The organism is Nocardiopsis sp. NPDC055551 (genome assembly GCF_053619415.1).
On sequence record NZ_JBSHJJ010000004.1, the window covers coordinates 214,816 to 234,897 of the forward strand.

A 20,082-nucleotide genomic window follows, 5' to 3' on the forward strand; every position below is an offset into this window, starting at 1 on the left:
GATGGACAAGGCGGTGCGTCGGTGAGTGCGGATACGGGCAGGGACCTCCCCGGCCTGGCCAGGCGGGCGGTGGACGCGTTCGCGGAGAGCGCCGCGCGGCGTCGGGACCGTGACGCCCTGATGGACACGGCCTTCGCCCGGCTCTTCGACCTGTACCGGGCCACCGACCGGTCCGAACGCCGGTCCCAGGGCGGACAGAACCTCATCGCCACCCTCTCCGAACTCCTGGTCAGCGGCAGCAACCCCGACAGGATGGGCCTGTACGTGGTGCGGACCCAGACCGCGGCCGACAACGGCAGGCACGAGGGTTACCGCGCGGCGTGCTGGCGCCGCTCCATGCTGCAGATCCTCGGTGACGAGTTCGTTCCGTGGGAACGCTGTATGCGCCCGGGCGACCTGGAGGCGGTTCCGCGCATCGACGACGCCCTGGAGGCGGTGGCGGCCGAGGCCGCGCCGACCAGCGTCGAGGAGATCCCCACCTGGGTGCCACAGACGCACTGGTGGTGGTGGGAACCGGCCCGTCGGCGCGGCGAGGAGGTCGCCGGGCTGTCCCGGTCCGACACCGGTTCGCTGGACGCCGTCACCGAGTGAAGTCCGTGCGAAGGAGCCACGCGTGTCCCCCGAACCCGCCCGACGGCCGCTGTTGAACGCGACCGGACCGGCGGTGATCTCCGCCGTCGTCCTGGTGCCGTTGCGTGCGCTGATGGGGGACACCTGGATCCAGGCGCTCGCCTACGGGGCGCTCTTCGGCGCGTTGTTCTTCGTGATCACCTACGCCTGCCTGCGCTGGGCACGTTGAGGTGGCTCAGCGGACCCCCTTGATCTTCCACACGACGGCCGCGCCGAGCAGGGAGACCAGGCCGCACACGGTGTACAGCACCGGGTATCCGCCCAGGTGCACCACGATCGGGCCGGCCAGCGCCGGGGCGATCACCTGTGGTCCGGAGCTGGCGATGTTGACGATCCCCAAGTCCTTGGCGCGCCCCTCGGCGCTCGGCAGCACCTCGGTGACCAGGGCGTTGTCCACGGACAGGAACACGCCGAAGCCCACGCCCAACACCACCGCGCACACCAGCAGGGTCGGCCAGGTGGGGGAGAGGGCCACCATGAACGCCGGTACGCCCATGACCACGCCCGCCAGGGCGACCATGACGCGACGTCGGCCGATCCGGTCGGAGATCAGGCCCGCCACCACGGTGGTGGCCACCACCGCCGCCGTGTACACCAGGATCAGCGTCAACAGGCCGTCGGTGGCCGCCGACCCGGGGAAGAGCTCCTCATAGCCCACGGCGTCGCGCAGGAAGTACAGCAGGTACAGGATGAACATGGCGTTGCCGGTGCCGATGAGGAAACGGGTCAGGAACGCCCACCCGAAGTCCGGGTGCCGACGGGGCGATACCCACAGCCCGCGCAGCATGCCGCGCCAGGGCGGGCGCGCCGCGCGCGGCAGCGGCGGATCGGGTGAGAGCAGCGCGAACGGAAGCGCGAGCACCAGCGTGAGCACCCCGATGAGCGTGTAACCGGGGGCGATCTCGGTGACCACGATGGTCACCAACACGACGGCGGCGACCACGCCGGCGGACTGGGGGATGCCGATCCACCCGGAGACCGCGCCGCGCTGGCTCCGGGGCACGTGGTCGGGGACCGCGGCGAGCAGGGTCGCGTTCAGGCAGGACAGGGCCGTCTGCACCAACGACCAACCCAGCAGGACGCCCAGGACGGTCTCCTGGGTGCCCAGCACCACCAGTCCCGCGCCGCCGAGCGCCGCTCCGGTCAGTACCCAGGGGCGTCGGCGGCCCAGGCGGCCGGTGGTGCGGTCCGACAGGGCGCCGGCCAGGGGAGTGGCGATGAGGGCCATGGTGGCGCCCACCCCGGTCACCCACGCCAGGACGGTCTCCTTGTCGGCGGGGACGATCCGGCCGATCTGTTCGGGCAACAGCACCTGGAGGGGGCCGAAGAACGCCATCCACATGCCGAGGTTGGCCAGGCTGATCCCGGCCACCCACAGCGCTCGGACGGGGCGGGTGGGCTCGGCCAACGCGGCCGGGACGGGTTGTTCGGGGGAGGAGGGGGTTCCGGGCGCGGGGGGTGTACGCACGTGTGACCTGCCTAACATGAAGATGATTCATGTTAGACGTCCGGGTGGTCCGAGGGAAGGGGAGAGGCGAGGCGGGCGCCCCACGGCCCCAGGTCGCAACCCGGTGGACATGGGGCGCCCGTGCGTTCGTACCGGGGAGTACGACGCGGGTCGGTCCTTATTCGCCCTGGCGGCGGTGTTCGGCGCCCAGCGCGATCGGGGCGCCCAACCACTCGTCGCGCAGACCGAACGCGTCCACCAGTTGGACCGCGTAGGGCCGCAGACCCTGGCACAGGTCGTTGACGGCCGCCGTGACGGCCTTGGAACGAGCGGTGGAGAGCCGCTCGTGCTCCAGGAACCAGCCGTTGTTCTCCTCGATCACCGAGAGCACGTACAGGTCGCACACCCGGTTGAGGAGCTTGGTGGTGGACTTGTCACCACAGCGGTCGATGGCCGCCACGAACGCCTCCAGGACCACCCGGTCCATGTGCGCCCGCCCGGCCGCCAACACGTGGTCCTGGGCCTGGTTGAACACCTGGAAGGCGTCGCCGCCGTCCTTGCGGGAACGGCGCAGACGCGCCGCCAGCCCTTCGAGGACGTGCTTCTCCCGGTCCTCGAACAGCTCCAGGTGCCAGCCCCGGTTGTACAGCCCCGCCTCCTCGCTGCGGCCGGGGGCGGCGGCGATGAGCCGTTCGATCAGCGGGATGGCGGCGGTGCGCTCGATGACGTTCTCGAACACCTTGCCCGCCATGAACCGGGCCAGTCCCATCTGGTCCAGGTCGCCGAAGTTGTCCTTGAAGTTGGTCAGCATCGCCTTGGCCAGCTGCTGCAACAGGACCGTGTTGTCGCCCTCGAACGTGGTGAAGATGTCCGAGTCCGCCTTGAGCTGCGGGATCCGGTTCTCCGCCATGTAGCCCGAGCCACCGCACGCCTCACGGGCGGTCTGGATGGTCGCGGTGGCGTGCCAGGTCGAGATCGCCTTCAGACCGGCCGCGCGCGACTCCAGTTCGCGCTGGGCGTGCTCGTCGCGTTCGGTGTCGCGGGAGAGCTCGTGCAGTCGGGTGACCAGCTCCTCCTGGGCGAAGTGCAGGGCGTAGGTGCGGGCCAGGGCCGGCAGCAGCTTGCGCTGTTGGGCCAGGTAGTCGAGGACCCTCACCTCCTGCTCGGGGTGGTCGTCGGTGGCGGGGCGGGTGAACTGGCGGCGGGTGTCGGAGTAGCGGATCGCGATGGCCAGTGCCGCCTTCGTGGCGGTGCCGGCGCCCCCGGCCACGCTGACCCGACCGCGGATGAGGGTGCCCAACATGGTGAAGAACCGACGGTTGGGGCTCTCGATCGGACTGGAGTAGGTCCCGTCCGCGGCGACGTCGCCGTACCGGTTGAGCAGGTCGGTGCGAGGCACCCGTACCTGGTCGAACCACAGCCGGCCGTTGTCGACCCCGTTGAGACCGGCCTTGGGGCCGCAGTCCTCGACGGTGACTCCGGGCATCGGCCGTCCCTGATCGTCGCGGATCGGCACCATCAGGGCGTGCACGCCGTGCTCGACGAGACCGTCCGGGCCGGGCGTGCGCAGCTGGGCGAAGACCACGGCCGCGCGCCCGTCTCGGGCGGCGTTGCCGATGTAGTCCTTGCGCGCCGACTCGTCGGGCGTGTGGACCACGAACTCCTCGGTGGCCGGGTCGTAGGTGGCGGTGGTGCGCAACCGCTGAACGTCCGAACCGTGACCGGTCTCGGTCATCGCGAAGCAACCGGGCAGCTCCACGCTCATGACGCTCGGCAGGTAGCGCTGATGGTGGTCGTCGGTGCCCAGGGCGCTGATGGCCCCACCGAACAGCCCGAACTGCACACCCATCTTCACCATGAGGGACATGTCGGCGACGAGCATCTCGAACGCGACCACGGAGGCGCCGACGTCGTCGGCGCCGCCGACCGACTTCGGGAAACCGTAGGCGGGCATGCCGGTCGCGGCCAACGCGTGGAGCTGTTCGAGGGTGCGGGCGCGGTGATCCTCCATGGACAGGTCGTGCACCGGGGCGTACACGTCGCCTCGGATGACGTCGCGGGCCCTCTCGCGCACGTTGGCCCAGCGTCCGTCCAACAGACCGCGTAGTTCGGCCTCGTTCGGCTTCAACGGTGCCTGTTCGCTCATGTGCTCCCCCTGTGGTCGTTCTTCGACGCGCACCCGTGTCCCCACGTGACTACCACCAGCGCGTACACCGGCGGACCGAACACGCCCGGGCGCAGGTGTGATGAGTCCAAAGGTAGTAGGTCATCGAGTGCTCCCGATGTCCTGTTTCGGGGTCACCGGGGACGGAGATCATCCGGCCACCGTGGAGGTGAGGGGTTTCAGACCGCGATGTCGCGCAACGGGGTCGCGGGGGCCGTACTGGGGGCGACGGCCGTGTCCGTGCGCCGCAACAGGTCGTCCAAGGACAGGTCCAGGGTCGCGGCGACGGCCGCGACGGTGAAGAAGGCCGGGGTGGGGATGCGTCCGCCCTCGATCTTGCGCAGGGTCTCCACGGAGATCCCGGAACGGCGGGCGACGTCCACCATGGTGCGCTCGGCCCGGGCGGCCCGCAACATGGCGCCCAGGGCACGGCCTCGCTCGATCTGCTCTTCGGTCAGTGGTTCACGAACCATGGGGATGAGTCTAACCCGGAGCCCTTCGGAGACCCGGGAGCGTATGGCATAGTTATACCGGTATATAAATTGGCTCGAAAGGTGCTCGAACCCATGGTCGAACTGAAGACCTCAGAAGAGATCGTCCTCATGCGCGAAGCGGGCCGCGTGGTCGCCCACGCGTTGGAGGCCGCACGCGAGACGGCCGCGCCCGGCCGCACCACCGCCGACCTGGACCGCGTCGCCGCGAAGGTCATCGCCGACGCCGGCGCGGACGCGCTCTTCCTCGGTTATCACCCCGCCTGGGCGCCGATGCCCTTCCCCGGGGTGGCCTGCGTGAGCGTCAACGACGAGATCGTCCACGGTGTCCCCTCCGCCCGACGGCTGGACGACGGCGACCTGGTGACCGTGGACTGCGGCGCCCGCCTGCGCGGCTGGTCCGCCGACGCCGCGATCAGCTTCGTGGTGGGCGAGGCCGACCCCGCCGACCTGGCGTTGATCGAGGCCACGGAGGCCGCCCTGGCCCGGGGCATCGCCGCGGCCCGACCCGACGCCCGTCTGGGCGACGTCGGACACGCCATCGCCAGGGACGCGCGCGCCGCCGGCTACGGGCTCACCGCCGACCACGGCGGACACGGCATCGGCCGCACCATGCACGAGGCCCCCGACGTGTCCAACGACGGTCGCCCCGGACGGGGCCTGAGGTTGCGTCCGGGGCTGACCATCGCCATCGAGCCGATGCTGGTGCGCGGCGGTTCGGACGGCTACGCCCACGCCGACGACGGGTGGACGGTGCTCAGCGACGACGGCACCCGCGCCGCCCACTGCGAGCACACCGTCGCCGTCACCGACGACGGACCCATGGTGCTCACCCTGCCCTGAACAGGCGGCCTGCCCCGGTCTCACTCCAGGCCGGGGACCGCCAGTTCCAAACGGGCGTGTTCGGTGTCCAAGGTGGCCATGACCCCCAGCGGAAGGGTGAGCTGGGCGGCGCAGTGACCGAAATCCAGCCCCCACAGCACCGGAACCCCCAGGTGGGAGAGCCGGTCGCGCATCAGGTCGGCGATCACCTCCGGGTTCGGTGGGCAGTCCGTCCAGGTGCCGATCGCCACCCCCCGCACCCCGTCCAACCAGCCGGTACGCAGCAGGTGGGTGAGCATCCGGTCCACTCGGGCGGCGTCCTCGTTGACGTCCTCCAGGACCAGGATGCCGCCGTTGGTCGCCAGACGGCTGTGCGGCGTGGCCAACCCGTCGTTGAGCAGGCTCAGGTTCCCGCCGAACAGCACACCCTCGGCCCGACCCGGCACCAGCGCGCGCGCCCCCGGTGAGGTGAGCACCATCCGCTTCTCGGGGGTGAACAGGGTGGCGCGCAACTCCGCCTGAGCCACCTCATCACCCACGAAGTAGAGGCTTCCCACCACCGGGCCGTGCACCGTCGTCACGCCCAGTTCGACGGCGAACGCCTCGTGCAGCGCCGTGATGTCGCTGAACCCGATCAGCGCCTTGGGTTCGGCCCGGCGCATCGCCTCGAAGTCCAACAGGTCCAGCATCCGGTGCGCGCCGTCGCCGCCACGGGCACAGAAGACCGCCCGAACGTCCGGGTCGCACCAGGCGTCCTGCAGGTCGGCGGCGCGGTCCCGATCGAGGCCCGCCAGGTAGGGCAGACTCGGATGCCGGTCGCGTACGTGCGGGGCCGATTCGACCTCCAGCCCCCACCCGGTGAGGATCTCCACCGACGCGTCCAACCGGTCGTCCGGTACCGGGCTGCACGGGGCCACCAACCGAACCCGATCGCCCTCACGCAGCCTCGGCGGCCGACGCAGTGTCGTCGGCCCGACCGCCGACGCCCCTCCACCCGTGAATTCCTCGCGCACCTCGGCCACAGACTCACCCACGTCGCTCCCCCACTCCTCTGTCGTCGTCCCCTCCACCGGTCAGGAACGCAGGAAATCGTCCAGCACCCGCACCCCGAACCGCAGACCCTCCAACGGCACCCGCTCGTCCACCCCGTGCAGCAGCCCCGGGTAGTCCACCCCCTCGGGCAGACGCATCGGGGAGAAGCCGTAACAATCGATGCCCAGCCGCGAGAACACCTTCGCGTCCGTACCGCCGGCCAGGCACACCGGGACCACCCGCGCCTCGGGATCGTGGGCGGTCAGCGCGTTCCGAAACGCGTCGAAGGCCAACGAGTCCACCGGCGCGGCCACCGGAGGCGAATCGTGCGCGAACTCCCAGCTCACACCGTCCCCGGTCAGCTCGTCCATGGTGGCGGCGAACGCGTCCTCGCCACCGGGCAGCACCCGGCCGTCCACGCCCGCGGTCGCCTCTCCCGGTACCACGTTCACCTTGTACCCGGCCGAGAGCATCGTGGGGGTGGCGCTGTTGCGCACCGTCGGCCCCACCAGTGACGCGGCTGTGCCCAGACGGGCCACCAGGGCGTCCACCGCCTCGTTGGTGTCGGTGTCGCCCGGGATCCGCTCCGTGCCCAGGGCGTCGGCGATCGAGTCGATCGCCGAGCGCACCACCGGGGTCAGGTGCAGTGGCCAATCGTGCCGGTCGATCCGTGCCACGGCGGCGGCCAGCGCGCCCACGGCGTTGTCCCGCGGCGGTCTGGAACCGTGCCCGGCCGTGCCGTGCGAGCGCAAGGTCAGCCACGCGCTGCCACGCTCGGCCGAACCGATCGGATACAGCCGTACCGGAGCCCCGGCGGCGTCGCGGGTGTGCACCGTGTGGCCACCGCCCTCACCGATCGCCACCGCGCAGCCCTCGAACAGGTCGGCGTGCCCGCGCACCAGGTAGTCCGCCCCGTATGCGGCGCTGTCCTCCTCGTCGGCCACGAACGCCAACACGATGTCGCGGCGCGGTCGCAGCCCCAGCTTCGACCAGTACCGCACCACCGCGGTGACCATACCGATGGTGTTCTTCATGTCCACGGCGCCGCGACCCCACAGAGAAGGCGCGCCGGTGACCGGGCAGTCGGTGATCTCACCGGAGAACGGCGGCACCGACCAGTCGTGGGCGTCGGCGGGCACCACGTCCAGGTGGCCGTGCACCAGCAGGGCGTCGGCGTCCGGGTCGGTGCCGGGGACGCGCACCACCACGTTCGCGCGGCGGTCGGCGGACTCCAGGATCACGGGGGACAGGCCGGCGGCGCCGAGGGCCTCGGCCACGAACTCGGCGGCGGCGCGCTCGTCGCCCTCGCCCTTGCCGTGGTTCGTGGAGTCGCGTCTGATCAGCTCGCGGGTCAGGTGGATGGCGTCCTCGCCTGCCGCGACCAGCGCCTCTTCTCTGGCGCTGTCGGGCAGGGAAGTGTTGGTGTGGCCCACGGGCTCGGCCTTTCTTCGGGGTTTTCGGTGGTGGGAGGTGGTGAACCGTGCTCGGGGCAAGGGTCGGCCGTTACCGGGTCCCGGGCACAGTTCTACCGGTTGTCACGTGAGATTGTCCGGTGAACCGCCCGGAAGTGGGACTTCCGAACGGCCAGGATGGTTCAGCCGTAATCCTTCTCCATGTGGTTGGAGATCATCGTGGTGACGGTCTTGAACGCGCGGATCATCTCGTAGGCGTCGGGGGAGGTGTAACGGACCCTGAGCGCGCCGGTGCGGGTCACCCCCGGCACGATCGCCGCGGCCTGGGCGAGCTGGGCGGAGTCCACCTCGATCTCCATCGCCTTGGACGAGGGGTCGACCGGGTCGATCCGGCCGGCCAGCGTCATCGACCGTTCGGCGGCCTCGCGGATGTCGGCGGCGGTGCGCGCGGGCGGGCGGCAGCGCGCGGCGTACCGACTGACGTGGTCCTTCACCGCGACCGTGCGGGCGAAGGGCGCGTAGGACTCGGCGTCCTCGCAGGCCCGGTCGTCCCCGGTGACCAGGATGACGGGGGTTCCGTACTCGGCGACCACTGCGGCGTTGAGCCGGCCCTCGCTCGCGGGCTCGCCGTCCAGCCATACCCCGGTGATGGCGTTGGGAAGGTAGGTGTGGGCCAGCACCCCGTCGTCCCCGGCCCCACAGTGGTAGCCCAGGAAAACGATCCCGTCCACGTCACCGGTCTGCACACCCTCGATCATGGAGAGTTCCTTGTGCCTGCCGGTGATCATGGAGGCGCGCTCGTCCAGCTCCTCCAACAGGAGGTTGCGCATGGTGGAGTGAGCCTCGTTGACGAGGACCTCGGTGGCGCCGCCGTCGAAGAGTCCGGCGATGGCGGCGTTGACGTCGCTGGTGAACATCCCACGACAACGCTGCCACTGTTCGGTTCCGGGTTCACAGTCCGCGGGCCAGGTGACGCCCGTGGCGCCCTCCATGTCAGCGGAGATCAGGATCTTCATTCGGCAGAGCCTAGAGCCCGATCACCTCGCGGGGCCATAGGGGCGGGGCCGGGTTCGGTCAGTCGCCGCGGACCTGTTCCGGAATGGCCCACTGGAAGTGGAGGAAGACGTCGGGCACGCTGACGGGCGGCTCGGTGGGGAACGGGGGAAGGAAGAGGTCGGGCGGGCCCGTGGGCACCGTGTGGGCGCAGGGTTCGGGGACGAGTGGCCGCGCGCCGGCCCGGCCGACCTCCCGGATGCGTTCCACCTCGCGGCGCAGCACCGGACGGGGCACCACCACCTCCCAGCCACCGGGATCCTCCAGGGACCTGACCACGCGGACCGCCTCCAAGGCGGTGACCCGGCGGGCGTCGCGGTCGTCGAAGTGGCCCACCGTCACCGGCTCGTCGTCCGGGATCCGCACGTCCACCGCGACCATGCCCTGTGGCTCGTGATGGGGTTCCAGCGCGTGCAACCACTGGTGGGTCACCGCGTAGGAGGGAAGCATGGGGAAGCAGAAGACCCCGCGGACGTTCCCCTGTCCGGGGGAGGTGCGCACACCGGACCGTTGGACGAGGGCGATGTTGGCTCGGGGGGTCAGGTGGACGAAGAACGCCATGGGGTGGATCCCTGTCGGTCGGAGGTGTCAGCTGCCGATCTCACGAGCCTTGTACAGGGTTCTCAGTAGTACACGCGGGGCCGGAGACCCTTCGGCGCATGACTCGTACCCGAAGGTACGGGTGCTCTCGACCAGCGCGCTCAGATGCATGATTCAGAATTCTAAGCCCATGCACAGAGGAAGCGCTCCGACACCCCCTGTGAGCACACGCGCCCCAGGTCGTCGCGGAGACGGGTCGGGCCCCGGCGGCGCGGCCGGGGCCCGTGGGCTCGATGGGTCGCCTAGGGAAGGGTGAGGATCTCGGCGCCGGAGTCGGTGATGACCAGGGTGTGCTCGAACTGGGCCGTCCAGGAGCGGTCCGCGGTCACCGCGGTCCAGCCGTCCTCCCACAGGTCGTACTCGACCCCGCCCAGGGTGATCATCGGCTCGATGGTGAACACCATGCCCGGCTCCATGACCGTGGTGGCGCGCGGGTCGTCGTAGTGGGGGATGATCAACCCGGAGTGGAACTCCGGCCCCACGCCGTGGCCGGTGAAGTCGCGGACCACGCCGTAGCCGAACCGCTTGGCGTAGGACTCGATCACCCGGCCGATCACGTTGATCTGGCGCCCCGGACGGCACGCCTTGATGGCGCGCATGGTCGCCTCGTGGGTGCGCTCCACCAGCAGCCGGTTCTCCTCGGCGACGTTCCCCGAAAGGAAGGTGGCGTTGGTGTCGCCGTGCACACCGTCCTTGTAGGCGGTGATGTCGATGTTGACGATGTCGCCGTCGGAGAGCACCGTGTCGTCGGGGATGCCGTGGCAAATGACCTCGTTGAGGGAGGAGCACAGCGACTTCGGGTAGCCCTTGTAGCCCAGGGTGCTCGGGTAGGCGCCGTGGTCCAGCAGGAACTCGTGGCCGATCCGGTCCAGTTCGTCGGTGGTCACGCCCGGCTCGACGCGCTTGCCGATCTCCTCCAGGGCCTGCGCGGCGATCCGGCTCGCCACGCGCACGCGCTCGATCGTCTCGGCGTCGTGGACGTCGCCCAGGACGCCCTCGACCGGATGCTTCTTGCCGACGTACTCCGGGCGGACGATGTGCGAGGGGACCGAACGTTGCGGCGAGATGCGCCCAGGAACCAGCGGAGTAGTCATGGACACTGATTGTATTCGCGGGTGGAACCGGCGGGGCGCGACGACCGGTGTGAGGAGCACCCCAGGTGCGGGTAGATGCCCCACGAGAACGGCTAGAGAAAGGTGGGTCGGCTGTGGCGGACGTTCAGGACGACGGTTGGTGGTTCTGTCTGCGGCACGACGAGGTCGAACATGGGAAGGGCTGCCCCAACAGCCAGCGACTGGGGCCCTACCCGGACCAGGCGACGGCGTCACGGGCGTTGAGCATCGCCGCCGCACGCAACGAGGCCTGGGATGAACAAGAGGAGAACGAGGGTGACCGTTGAGCACGGCCCTGCGCGCTTCGCACCGAACCCCGTTCTGACAGGATCGGCCCCATGAGCGAAGAGAAGGCGCCGCAGGGCGTGGACATCACCGGGAAGACCATCGCCGTGCTCGGTGGCACCGGCGACCAGGGCCGAGGGTTGGCCCGCCGGTTCGCCCTGGCCGGACACACCGTCTACATCGGTTCTCGCAGCGCCGAGCGCGCCGCCAAGACCGCGAACGACCTGGTCGAGGGCGAGTCCGATCAGGTGCGGGTGCACGGGCTGGACAACGGCGAGGCCGCCGCCCAGGGCGACATCGTGATCGTCGCGGTGCCCTGGGACGGTCACCGGGAGTTGCTGGTCGCGTTGGCGGACAAGCTCGCCGGGAAGATCGTGGTGGACTGCGTCAACCCGCTCGGCTTCGACAAGAAGGGGCCGTTCGCGCTGGACGTGCCCGAGGGCAGCGCCGCCCAGCAGGCCGCCGAGGTGCTGCCGGGCAGCCGGGTCACCGCCGCCTTCCACCACGTGTCGGCGAAGCTGCTGCTGGACCCGGAGGTGGCCGAGATCGACCTGGACGTGCTGGTGCTGGGCGAGGACCGCGAGGCCACGGACGTGGTGCGGGCCCTGGCCGAGCGCATCCCCGGGGCGCGTGGCGTGTTCGGTGGCCGGTTGCGCAACGCCCACCAGGTGGAGGCGCTGACCGCCAACCTCATCGCGGTCAACCGCCGCTACAAGACCCACGCCGGTATTCGTATCACCGGCCTGTAGTCGAATACGTGCGGCGCCGCTCATGGGGATTCGGGCGGCGCCGTCGCAGTTCGTGTTTCACAGCGCCTCTTGGTCCTCGGGAAACAGGGTCCTTGGGAAACAGGGCACTTGGGAAAGCGGCGGTGAAGTGTGTGGGGTACCGCCGGTTCAGCCACCTGGGATCGACGCCGGTGAGGGTGAGTGGGCGAAGGACCTCGTTCGCAGCGGCCAATAGGTCTGGGGTGGGGGACTCTCGGGGTTGTTGGGCGTTGTTCGGGTGGGTTGGTGGGGAGCCTCGGGTCGGGGCTCTTCCGGTGGCCTGGCGGGGAAGGAGGGAGAACCCACCCCACCCCGCCCGACAACCCCAAGAGCAGAGACCTCAGGCGCCCCACCTGGAAGAATCACTCCTCGTCCTCCTCAAGCGGTGTGGCTATCGCGATGCTCCAGGCCCGGATTCCAACGGAAGCTCCGTGACGGTGAGTTCGAGGTCACGGATCATCGCCACGCTCAGCTGTCGGATCTGGAACTCGGTCACCTTCGCGCCGTGCAGCGAGGCCAGCCCGGAGAACCCCGACAAATCGCTCCCGCGCAGATCGGTGCCTGACATCTTGGTGCTCTTGATCTCCGCGCCGAAGGCGCAGTCGTCGAACACCGCGCCCCGAAGGTCACTCCGGACGATCCCCGTCTCCTTGAAGGAACAGTCGACGAACGCCACGTCACCGGTGGCCTTGACGTGTTCCCAACTCGCGTAGTCGAACTGGCATCCCTCGAACAGCACGTCGGTCATCGAAACGTACGACAGCGACACCCCCATCAGGCGCGATGCGGTGAACCGGCAACGGTGGAGGTCGACGCCGGTCAGACGGTGCGAGGTCAGGTCCACGGAGGAGAAGTGGGCGTTGGCGATCCGCTCCTCCTCCGGCTCGGAGGGATAGGGCCAGGCCCGCACCGTAGGCTCGTCGTCGCTGGGCAGGAGCACCTTCGCTCCCCGGATCTCGACGGTCTCCACGAACTTCCCTTCTTCGAGTCGTCACATGAGGAATGATCTTGCTCGCAGCGCCATGTTGGGCGCCCAAATGGGCGCTGCGAGCAAGATCATCGGGGGGGGGGAGGGCTCAGGAGGCCCACTCCTTGACCTTCTCGATCAGCTTCGCGGGGTCCTCGCCGACCGGGGTGACGTTGAGGCGGGTGACCCCGGCGGCGCGGAAGGCCTCCACGCGCTCGCGCACGTACGACTCGGGGCCGACCAGGTTGGTCAGCTCCACGAACTCGTCGGGCACCGCCGCCGCGGCCTCGTCCTTCTTCCCGGCCAGGTACAGGTCCTGGATCTTCTCGGCGGCCTCCTCGTAGCCGTAGCGCTGGGCCACCGTGTTGTAGAAGTTCTTGCCCTTGGCGCCCATGCCGCCCACGTACAGGGCGATCATCGGGCGGGTGAACTCCAAGAGCTTCTTGACGTCCTCGCCCTCGCCGATGGCGAGCAGGCCGCCGGCGGAGATGTCGAGTTCGCCGAGGGAGGCGTCGCGCTTGGCCCTGCCCTGCTCCAGGGCCTTGCCCCACACCTTGTCGGCCTTCTCCGGGATGAACAGGTGCGGCAGCCACCCGTCGGCGATCTCGGCGGTCATCTCGACGTTCTTCATACCGAGGGAGGCCACGTAGATCGGGATGCGCGGGCGCACCGGGTGGTTGATGATCTTGAGCGGCTTGCCCAGGCCGGTGCCCTGCTCAGGCGGCAGCGGAAGGGTGAACACACCGCCGTCGTGGGTGAGACGCTCCTCGCGCGCCCAGATCTTGCGGCAGATCTCGATGGTCTCGCGGGTGCGGGCCAGCGGCTTGGTGTAGGGAATGCCGTGGAAACCCTCGATGACCTGTGGTCCGCTGGCGCCCAGGCCGATGATGGCACGGCCGTCGGAGAGGTAGTCGATCCCCGCTCCGGTCATCGCGATGAGGGCGGGGGTCCGGGTGTACATGGGCAGGATGGCCGAACCGATCTCCACGCGTTCGGTCCGGGCGGCCAGGTAACCCATGAGGGTGGGGCTGTCGTAGCCGTAGGCCTCGGCGACCCACACGGTGTCCAGGCCGGCCTTCTCCAGTTCGACGACCTGGTCGACGGCGGCCTTGGGCTCGCCCGCGTACTGGAGCGGCATCGAGATGCGCATCTGCTGTCCTCCCGGTGGGGCCGGGGCCCGGCCCGTGGCGATGGTGGCGATCCTGGTATCGCGTCACTGTACTGCCGAACGGCATTCGGGCCGTGACGCGCCTCACGGCTCCCGGGGGTGCGGGCACCACTGACGCCCAAGACTTCTTGGCCAACAACTCTTGGCCAAGAAGTCTTGGGCGTCTATCGTGGGGTCATGTCCGACTCTCACGACCCCGCCGACCACCGACCCGCCCCGCACGACCCCTTCGAGAACGCCGCGCACCTCGACGCGCGCTCCCTGCGTGGGCTGGCCCACCCCCTGCGCATGCGCGTCTACCAGCTGATCCAGAAGGCGCCCGCCACCGGTAAGGCCATCGCAGAACGGCTCGGCATCTCCTCGGCCTCGGCCAGCTACCACCTGCGCCAACTGGAGACCTACGGGTTCATCGCCGAGGATCCCGACCTCGGCACGAGCCGTGAACGCTGGTGGCGCGCCGCCCACAAGGGCTTCCGCCTGCCCGAACACCTGGACACCGAGGCGCCCGAACTCACCACCACGCTGCGCCACGCCATCGCCGCCCGCTGGTCCGAACGCCTGGCCGCCGCCGTGAATCTGTGGTCCGCCCAACCGGAGGGATGGCGCGAGGCCCAACTCATGGCCGACCGCACCGTCGACCTCACCCTGGACCAGATGGAACGCTTCCGCGTCGAGGTGGTCGAACTTCTGAACCGTTACTCCGACGAGGGCGGACCAGGGGAGCGCACCGTCAACGTCCAGTTCGGCGCCTTCCCCTCACCGGACCCCGACGACGACCGGGCCCCCGAGACCGACTCGCCCCCCGGCTCCGCGGAGGAAACACCATGAGACCCGTGACCGGCCTGGTCGCCGCCCAGGCCTGCGCCTACATCGGCACCCGCCTGGCCATGATCGCCATCCCCTGGTTCGTCCTGGAGACCACCGGCAGCCCCGCCCACATGGGTCTGGTCACCCTGTTCGAGATGGGCGCCTACACCCTGGCCCGGCTGTTCGTCGGCCCCGTCCTGGACCGGGTGGGCCAGCGCGCCGTCAGCATCCGGGTGGACCTGCTAGCGGCCCTCACCCTGGTCACCGTCCCCGTGCTGTTCACCGCGGGCCTGCTCCCCTTCCCGGTCCTGCTCGCCCTGGTCACCGTGATCGGCCTGGCCACGGGCCCCTCCGAGGCCGCGAAGGTGTCGTTGGCGCCGTTCGTGGCCCGCGCCGCCGGCGTACGGGTGGAACGGGTCACCGGACTCACCGGCACCGTCGACCGGCTCTCCACGACGGTCGGACCCATCGCCGCCGGCGCCGTGATCGCCGCTCTCGGCGCGCTCACCGCCCTGTACCTGAACGCCGCACTCATGTTGGCGGCGGCCGGGATCATGGCCGTGATGCTGCGCCGCGACACCGAGACCGCCGGGCACGCGGAGGGACCCGACCCGGAGGCCGACCACGGCTACCTGACCCGGTTGCACGTCGGGTGGCGCGCCATCTGGGACGATCTGCCGCTGCGCACGCTGACGACGATGATCCTGGTGACCAACGTCGTGGACGTCGCGGTGATGAGCCTGGTGCTGCCGATCTGGGCCCACGAAGGGGGTTGGGGGCCCGAGGGGGTCGGGTTGGTGGCGGGAGCGCTCGGCGGCGCCTCGGTGCTCGGCTCCCTGGTCGCCGCCTGGATCGGCCACAGCCTGCCCCGGCGCGCGACCTTCTTCGTGGCCCTGGCCGTCGCCGGCCCGCCCCGCGTCCTCGTGTTGGCCCTTGACGTACCGCTCTGGGGCGTCCTGGTGGTCTGGGGTGTGTCCGGGCTGTTCGGCGGGGTCATCAACCCGATCCTGTCGGCGCTGATCTTCGAACGCCTGCCCGCGAACATGGTGGGCCGGGGCGTGTCGATGGTCGGCGCCCTGACCCGGGTCGGCGCGCCGATCGCCGCACCCGGTATCGGGGTGGCGATCGGCGCACTCGGGGTGGCCCCGGTCCTGATGGCGGGGGCGGCGGTCTACCTGGCGGCCGTCCTGCTGCCCGTCTTCGGCCGCTCCGCCCAAGGACTGACGCGGCCTCCGGAGGAACCGGAGACCGCACCCGAACGCGCCTCACCCTGATCGGGTGGGGCACGTTCCTACTCGGGCTCGTCGCCGGTGACCAGGGGGAGCGACTCGTCGGCCGTCCAAGCCGTCATCGAACCGTCGTAGACCGCCACGTCCTCGCGACCGGCCAGGGCCAGCGCGTGGGCCACACCGGTGGCCGCGATCCCGCCGCCGCAGTAGGTGACGGGCGTGACGCCGGGGTCGAGCAGCCCCTTGGCCGCGAACAGGGTCCGCAGCTCGTCCGCCGACTTGAGCGTTCCGGTGGCGGGGTCGGTGACCTCGCTGACCGGAAGGTTGATGCTGCCGGGGATGTGCCCGGCGCGGGCGTAGCTCTTCTTCTCGCCGCTGTAGGTCTTCGGGTCCAGGACGTTGACCAGGATCGTGTTCGGGTCGCCCATGGCCGCCCGGACCTCCTCGGTGGAACGCAGCAGTTCGGGGCGTCGGCGCGCCTCGAAGGTCCGTGCGGTGGGGGCCGGCGACGCGACGTCGGTGACCGGATGACCGGCCGCCTTCCAGGCGTTCAGCCCGCCGTCCAGGACCTCCACGTCGTCGAAGCCCTCCAACCGCAGGTGCCACCACAGGCGTGTGGCCCAGAAACCGTTGGACTGGTCGTAGACCACCACCCGCGCGCCCGGGCCGATCCCCAGGGCGCCCGCGCTCGCAGCGAACCGTTCCGAGGACGGGACGGTCCACGGCGCCGGGGCGTCGGGGTCGGCGAAGTCGGTCAGCAGGTCCGCGAAGTGGGCGCCTGGGATGTGCTCGGCGCCGAAGGTGGCCCGTCCCGACTCCACGGTGTAGGGGCCCTGCTCGGGCATGCTCAGGTGCGTGGTGGCGTCCAGGAGGACGAGGTCCTCGTCGTTCAGGTGCTCCGCCAACCAGGCCACGCCCACGGTCGGCGCGGTGTTCGGTGCCATGTCCGCAAATCCCCCTTGGTTCTGACAGCTTCGCAGAGCATCAACCTCACGCGGCTCACACTTGTTCCGTCCCCGCGCGTGAGGACCCCCGCACACGAGAACGCCGGCCGGGAGAGACCCGGCCGGCGTTCGTGGAGCGTGGTGTCGGCCCTCCGGCGGAAGGTCAGCTCTTGTAGGTGTGTTCCTCGGCCGGGAAGGCGCCGTTGACGACCTCGTCGGCGTAGGAGGTCGCGGCCTCGCGCAGCGTCTCGCCCAGGTTCGCGTAGGTCTTGACGAACTTGGCCACCCGCGGGCTCAGTCCGGCCATGTCCTGCCAGACCAGTACCTGCGCGTCGGTGCCGGCGCCCGCGCCGATGCCGATGGTGGGGATGGACAGCTGCTCGGTGACCTGTGCGGCCAGGTCCGCGGGGACGGCCTCCAGGACGAGGGCGAACGCACCGGCGCGCTCCAGTTCCTTGGCGTCCTTGAGCAGGGCGGCGGCGGCCTCGCCCCGACCCTGCACCCGGTAGCCGCCCAGGGTGTTGACCGACTGCGGGGTCAGGCCCACGTGCGCCATCACCGGGATGCCGGCGGACACCAGCATCTCCACCTGTGGGGCGACGGAGTGGCCGCCCTCCAGTTTCACGGCCTGGGCGTTGCCCTCCTTCATGAAGCGCGACGCGGTCTCCAACGCCTGCTGGGGGGAGCCCTGGTAGGAGCCGAAGGGGAGGTCGGCCACGATCAGCGAACGCTTGGTGGAGCGGGTCACCGCCGCGGTCAGCGGGATGAGCTCGTCCACCGTCACCGGAACGGTGGACTCGTAGCCGTAGACGACGTTGGCGGCGGAGTCACCGACGAGGAGGACGGGGATGCCGGCCTCGTCGAAGATCCGGGAGGTGAGGGCGTCGTAGGCGGTCAGCATCGGCCAGCGCTCGCCGCGCTCCTTGGCGCGGGCCAGGTCGCGGATGGTGACGCGTCGGTTGGTGACCCCGCCGTACAGGGCGTTCCCGGCGGAGGGGGTCTGGGATGTGGCGCTCATGTTGTTCTTCCTCCGTTGTCTCGAAGCACCGCTGTGGGTGTCCCCGGACGTATGGACGAGAAGGGTTGTCGTGCGCAACCGGTGCGCGGTTGTTCCCCGGAGGGAACGGCGTGCTCGTGCGGGATGTTCCCCACCGCCGCGTCCCCGTGCCCCCCGCCGGAACGGTGGGGTGAGAACAGGCGTGCGAGGGCCGCACGGGAACATCATCCCATGCCGACCCCGTCGATTTCGACCCGGGTCAGGGGGTGAATTCACACCGACGAACAACCGGGGTATCGCCTGTGGGGTAGGGGAAACGGGGTGTCCGTACGGTCTCCGGTCGGGATATCGCGTGAATCCTTGTGATCTCGTTCCCGGATGCCGAGGCGGCTTCCCGGGGCCTCACCGGCTGAGACGTGGCTCACCCCCTCCGACTAGCATGACGGAGCGCCCGGCCGGCGGGCGTCGCGATCGAGAGGTGCCCCCTTGGACCAGCGGACGGCGTACCGGCGCAGATGGGGCGGGCTCGCCGTGCTCATCATCTGCCTGTTGGTGGTCGTGGCCGACAACACGATCCTCAACGTGGCCCTGCGGACCCTGTCGGACCCGGTGGACGGGGTGGGTGCGAGCCAGGCGCAGTTGGCGTGGGCGATCAACTCCTACACGCTGGTGTTCGCCGGGCTGCTGTTCACCTTCGGGGTCCTCGGTGACCGGTGGGGACGCAGACGTTTGCTGGCCTGGGGGTTGGTCGTGTTCGGCGTGGCCTCGGCGTTGTCGGCGTACTCGCAAAGCCCCGAACAGCTGATCGCCTCGCGCGCGGTGATGGGTTTCGGCGCCTCCATGGTGATGCCGCAGACCCTGTCGGTGATCACCAACGTGTTCCCTTCCCAGGAGCGTGGTCGGGCGATCGGGATCTGGGCCGGGGCGGTCGGTCTGGCGATGGCGATCGGGCCGTCGGCGGGCGGGCTGCTGCTGGAGAACTTCTGGTGGGGCTCGATCTTCCTGGTGAACGTGCCGTTCGTGCTGATCGGACTGGCGCTGATGTTCGTGTTGATCCCCGAGTCCCGGGACGAGAACGCCGGTCGCCCGGACGTGGTGGGCGTGCTGCTGTCCATCCCCGGTCTGGTGCTGCTGATCTACGGGATCATCACCGCGGGGGAGCGGGCGTCGCTGGCGGACTGGGACGTTTACGGAGCCCTGTTGCTCGGCGTCGCGGTGATCGTGCTGTTCCTCGTGCACGAGTCGCGGGTGCCCGATCCGTCGTTGGACGTGCGGTTCTTCCGCGACCCGCGGTTCAGCGTGTCCATCGCCACGATCATGGTGCTGTTCTTCAGCATGGCCGGGATCATCTTCTTCCTCAGCTTCTACTGGCAGAGCGTGCGCGAGTTCTCCCCGTTCATCGCGGGGCTGCTGGTGTTGCCCGCCGCCATCGGGCAGATGGTGTTCGCGCCGCTGAGCACCACCCTGGTCCGGTGGGTGGGCGCGCGTACCCTGGCCGCCATCGGTGTCGCGATCGTGTGCTGCAGTTTCCTGTTCTACACGCGGATCGAACAGGACACTCCGCTGCCGCTCATCATCACGTTCTTCTTCCTGCAGACGTCGGCGATGGCCGTGGTGCTCACCCCGGCCACGGACGCGATCATGTCGTCGGTGCCGCCGAGCAAGGCCGGTGCGGCGTCGGCGGTGCAGAACACGGTGCGCCAGATCGCCACGGCCATGGGCGTGGCCGTCCTGGGCGCGGTGATCTCCTTCCACTACAGGTCGGCGATGGCACCCACCCTGCGGCAGGTGGCGGACGAGACCGGTACCGACCCCGGTCGGGTCCGGGTGGCCGGGGAGTCGATCGAGGGCACCATGGCCTTCGCCCGGAGTCTGGGGGAGCCGGGCGCGGTGTTGGTCACACCCGCCAAGGAGGCCTTCCTGGCGGGGCTGCACCTGGCCGCGACGGTCTCGCTGGGCTTCGGGTTGGTGGGCCTGGTGGTGGTGCTGGTGTGGATGCCGCGCGGCGCTCCCGCCCCACGTCGGGGCGATGACGTGAGGCCGGGGCCGGGGTCGGGGCCGGTGCCGGAGGGGGAGGGGGAGGGACGCCCTCGGAGTGACCGTGAGAGCGGTGGGTGAGCCGGATCCGAGCACGGTCGCCGCACACGACCTACCA

At 70.1% G+C, this 20,082-nt stretch carries 21 protein-coding genes; 8 read left to right on the forward strand and 13 right to left on the reverse strand.

Going from position 1 to position 20,082, the window contains the following annotated elements:
* Positions 1–21 precede the first annotated feature (21 nt).
* Together ACWGSK_RS09555 and ACWGSK_RS09560 are read left to right on the forward strand one after the other, a co-directional pair.
* Positions 22–591 carry a hypothetical protein gene (locus ACWGSK_RS09555; protein WP_358510891.1) on the forward strand — a complete coding sequence of 190 codons (570 nt, stop codon included), beginning with the start codon at positions 22–24 and terminating at the stop codon, positions 589–591.
* A gap of 22 nt (positions 592–613) precedes the next feature.
* Entirely contained in the window at positions 614–799 is a 186-nt protein-coding gene (locus ACWGSK_RS09560) for a hypothetical protein (protein WP_358510894.1), read from the forward strand.
* Between the two features lie 6 nt (positions 800–805).
* Here the strand turns inward: ACWGSK_RS09560 and ACWGSK_RS09565 are convergent, their stop codons facing one another.
* From ACWGSK_RS09565 to ACWGSK_RS09575, 3 genes are all read right to left on the reverse strand, one after another.
* The gene (locus ACWGSK_RS09565; protein ID WP_358510897.1) at positions 806–2,098 is read right to left on the reverse strand and encodes an MFS transporter; all 1,293 of its coding nucleotides are present in this window, start codon (positions 2,096–2,098) and stop codon (positions 806–808) included.
* A 157-nt stretch (positions 2,099–2,255) separates the two neighbouring features.
* Positions 2,256–4,223, reverse strand: coding sequence for an acyl-CoA dehydrogenase family protein (locus ACWGSK_RS09570; protein WP_452455640.1), 1,968 nt, complete (start codon positions 4,221–4,223; stop codon positions 2,256–2,258).
* Positions 4,224–4,420: 197 nt separating this feature from the next.
* Positions 4,421–4,714, reverse strand: a complete 294-nt coding sequence (locus tag ACWGSK_RS09575; protein WP_358510903.1) for a helix-turn-helix transcriptional regulator — start codon at positions 4,712–4,714, stop codon at positions 4,421–4,423.
* Between the two features lie 93 nt (positions 4,715–4,807).
* On the opposite strand from ACWGSK_RS09575, the gene map (ACWGSK_RS09580) reads away from it, so the two are divergent.
* Complete coding sequence (gene map, locus ACWGSK_RS09580) at positions 4,808–5,575, forward strand: type I methionyl aminopeptidase (protein WP_452455641.1); 768 nt, start codon at positions 4,808–4,810, stop codon at positions 5,573–5,575.
* 20 nt (positions 5,576–5,595) lie between these two features.
* Here the strand turns inward: map (ACWGSK_RS09580) and ACWGSK_RS09585 are convergent, their stop codons facing one another.
* The 6 genes from ACWGSK_RS09585 to map (ACWGSK_RS09610) all read right to left on the reverse strand — a co-directional run bounded on the left by ACWGSK_RS09585 (position 5,596) and on the right by map (ACWGSK_RS09610) (position 10,745).
* A complete protein-coding gene (locus tag ACWGSK_RS09585; protein WP_452455701.1) occupies positions 5,596–6,567 on the reverse strand; it encodes a S66 peptidase family protein in 972 nt (323 codons plus the stop codon).
* Positions 6,568–6,627: 60 nt separating this feature from the next.
* Positions 6,628–8,019: a M20/M25/M40 family metallo-hydrolase gene (locus ACWGSK_RS09590; RefSeq protein WP_452455642.1), complete on the reverse strand. Its 1,392-nt coding sequence runs from the start codon at positions 8,017–8,019 to the stop codon at positions 6,628–6,630.
* A gap of 161 nt (positions 8,020–8,180) precedes the next feature.
* On the reverse strand, positions 8,181–9,014 hold the full coding sequence (locus ACWGSK_RS09595) for a M55 family metallopeptidase (RefSeq protein WP_358510911.1): 834 nt from the start codon (positions 9,012–9,014) through the stop codon (positions 8,181–8,183).
* Positions 9,015–9,072: 58 nt separating this feature from the next.
* Entirely contained in the window at positions 9,073–9,612 is a 540-nt protein-coding gene (locus ACWGSK_RS09600) for a hypothetical protein (RefSeq protein WP_452455643.1), read from the reverse strand.
* A 27-nt stretch (positions 9,613–9,639) separates the two neighbouring features.
* The gene (locus ACWGSK_RS09605; protein ID WP_358510917.1) at positions 9,640–9,762 is read right to left on the reverse strand and encodes a hypothetical protein; all 123 of its coding nucleotides are present in this window, start codon (positions 9,760–9,762) and stop codon (positions 9,640–9,642) included.
* 131 nt (positions 9,763–9,893) lie between these two features.
* A complete protein-coding gene (gene map, locus ACWGSK_RS09610; RefSeq protein ID WP_452455644.1) occupies positions 9,894–10,745 on the reverse strand; it encodes a type I methionyl aminopeptidase in 852 nt (283 codons plus the stop codon).
* A 113-nt stretch (positions 10,746–10,858) separates the two neighbouring features.
* Here map (ACWGSK_RS09610) and ACWGSK_RS09615 point away from each other — a divergent pair, with 113 nt between their 5' ends.
* Positions 10,859–11,050 (forward strand): hypothetical protein, encoded by a 192-nt coding sequence (locus ACWGSK_RS09615; RefSeq protein ID WP_358510923.1) that lies wholly within the window; start codon positions 10,859–10,861, stop codon positions 11,048–11,050.
* Between the two features lie 51 nt (positions 11,051–11,101).
* The gene (npdG, locus tag ACWGSK_RS09620) at positions 11,102–11,797 is read left to right on the forward strand and encodes an NADPH-dependent F420 reductase (protein ID WP_452455645.1); all 696 of its coding nucleotides are present in this window, start codon (positions 11,102–11,104) and stop codon (positions 11,795–11,797) included.
* A gap of 409 nt (positions 11,798–12,206) precedes the next feature.
* On the opposite strand, the gene ACWGSK_RS09625 is transcribed toward npdG, so the two are convergent.
* Entirely contained in the window at positions 12,207–12,785 is a 579-nt protein-coding gene (locus ACWGSK_RS09625) for a pentapeptide repeat-containing protein (RefSeq protein WP_358510929.1), read from the reverse strand.
* 106 nt (positions 12,786–12,891) lie between these two features.
* Complete coding sequence (locus ACWGSK_RS09630; protein WP_358510932.1) at positions 12,892–13,932, reverse strand: LLM class F420-dependent oxidoreductase; 1,041 nt, start codon at positions 13,930–13,932, stop codon at positions 12,892–12,894.
* Between the two features lie 195 nt (positions 13,933–14,127).
* Here ACWGSK_RS09630 and ACWGSK_RS09635 point away from each other — a divergent pair, with 195 nt between their 5' ends.
* Positions 14,128–14,778: an ArsR/SmtB family transcription factor gene (locus ACWGSK_RS09635; protein WP_358510935.1), complete on the forward strand. Its 651-nt coding sequence runs from the start codon at positions 14,128–14,130 to the stop codon at positions 14,776–14,778.
* The gene (locus tag ACWGSK_RS09640; RefSeq protein WP_452455646.1) at positions 14,775–16,031 is read left to right on the forward strand and encodes an MFS transporter; all 1,257 of its coding nucleotides are present in this window, start codon (positions 14,775–14,777) and stop codon (positions 16,029–16,031) included. Before ACWGSK_RS09635 ends, ACWGSK_RS09640 begins: the two co-directional genes overlap by 4 nt.
* A gap of 17 nt (positions 16,032–16,048) precedes the next feature.
* Here the strand turns inward: ACWGSK_RS09640 and ACWGSK_RS09645 are convergent, their stop codons facing one another.
* Positions 16,049–16,930: a sulfurtransferase gene (locus ACWGSK_RS09645; RefSeq protein WP_358510942.1), complete on the reverse strand. Its 882-nt coding sequence runs from the start codon at positions 16,928–16,930 to the stop codon at positions 16,049–16,051.
* 163 nt (positions 16,931–17,093) lie between these two features.
* Positions 17,094–17,948: a 3-methyl-2-oxobutanoate hydroxymethyltransferase gene (panB, locus tag ACWGSK_RS09650; RefSeq protein ID WP_452455647.1), complete on the reverse strand. Its 855-nt coding sequence runs from the start codon at positions 17,946–17,948 to the stop codon at positions 17,094–17,096.
* A gap of 465 nt (positions 17,949–18,413) precedes the next feature.
* On the opposite strand from panB, the gene ACWGSK_RS09655 reads away from it, so the two are divergent.
* On the forward strand, positions 18,414–20,045 hold the full coding sequence (locus ACWGSK_RS09655) for an MFS transporter (RefSeq protein WP_452455648.1): 1,632 nt from the start codon (positions 18,414–18,416) through the stop codon (positions 20,043–20,045).
* Positions 20,046–20,082: the final 37 nt, after the last annotated feature.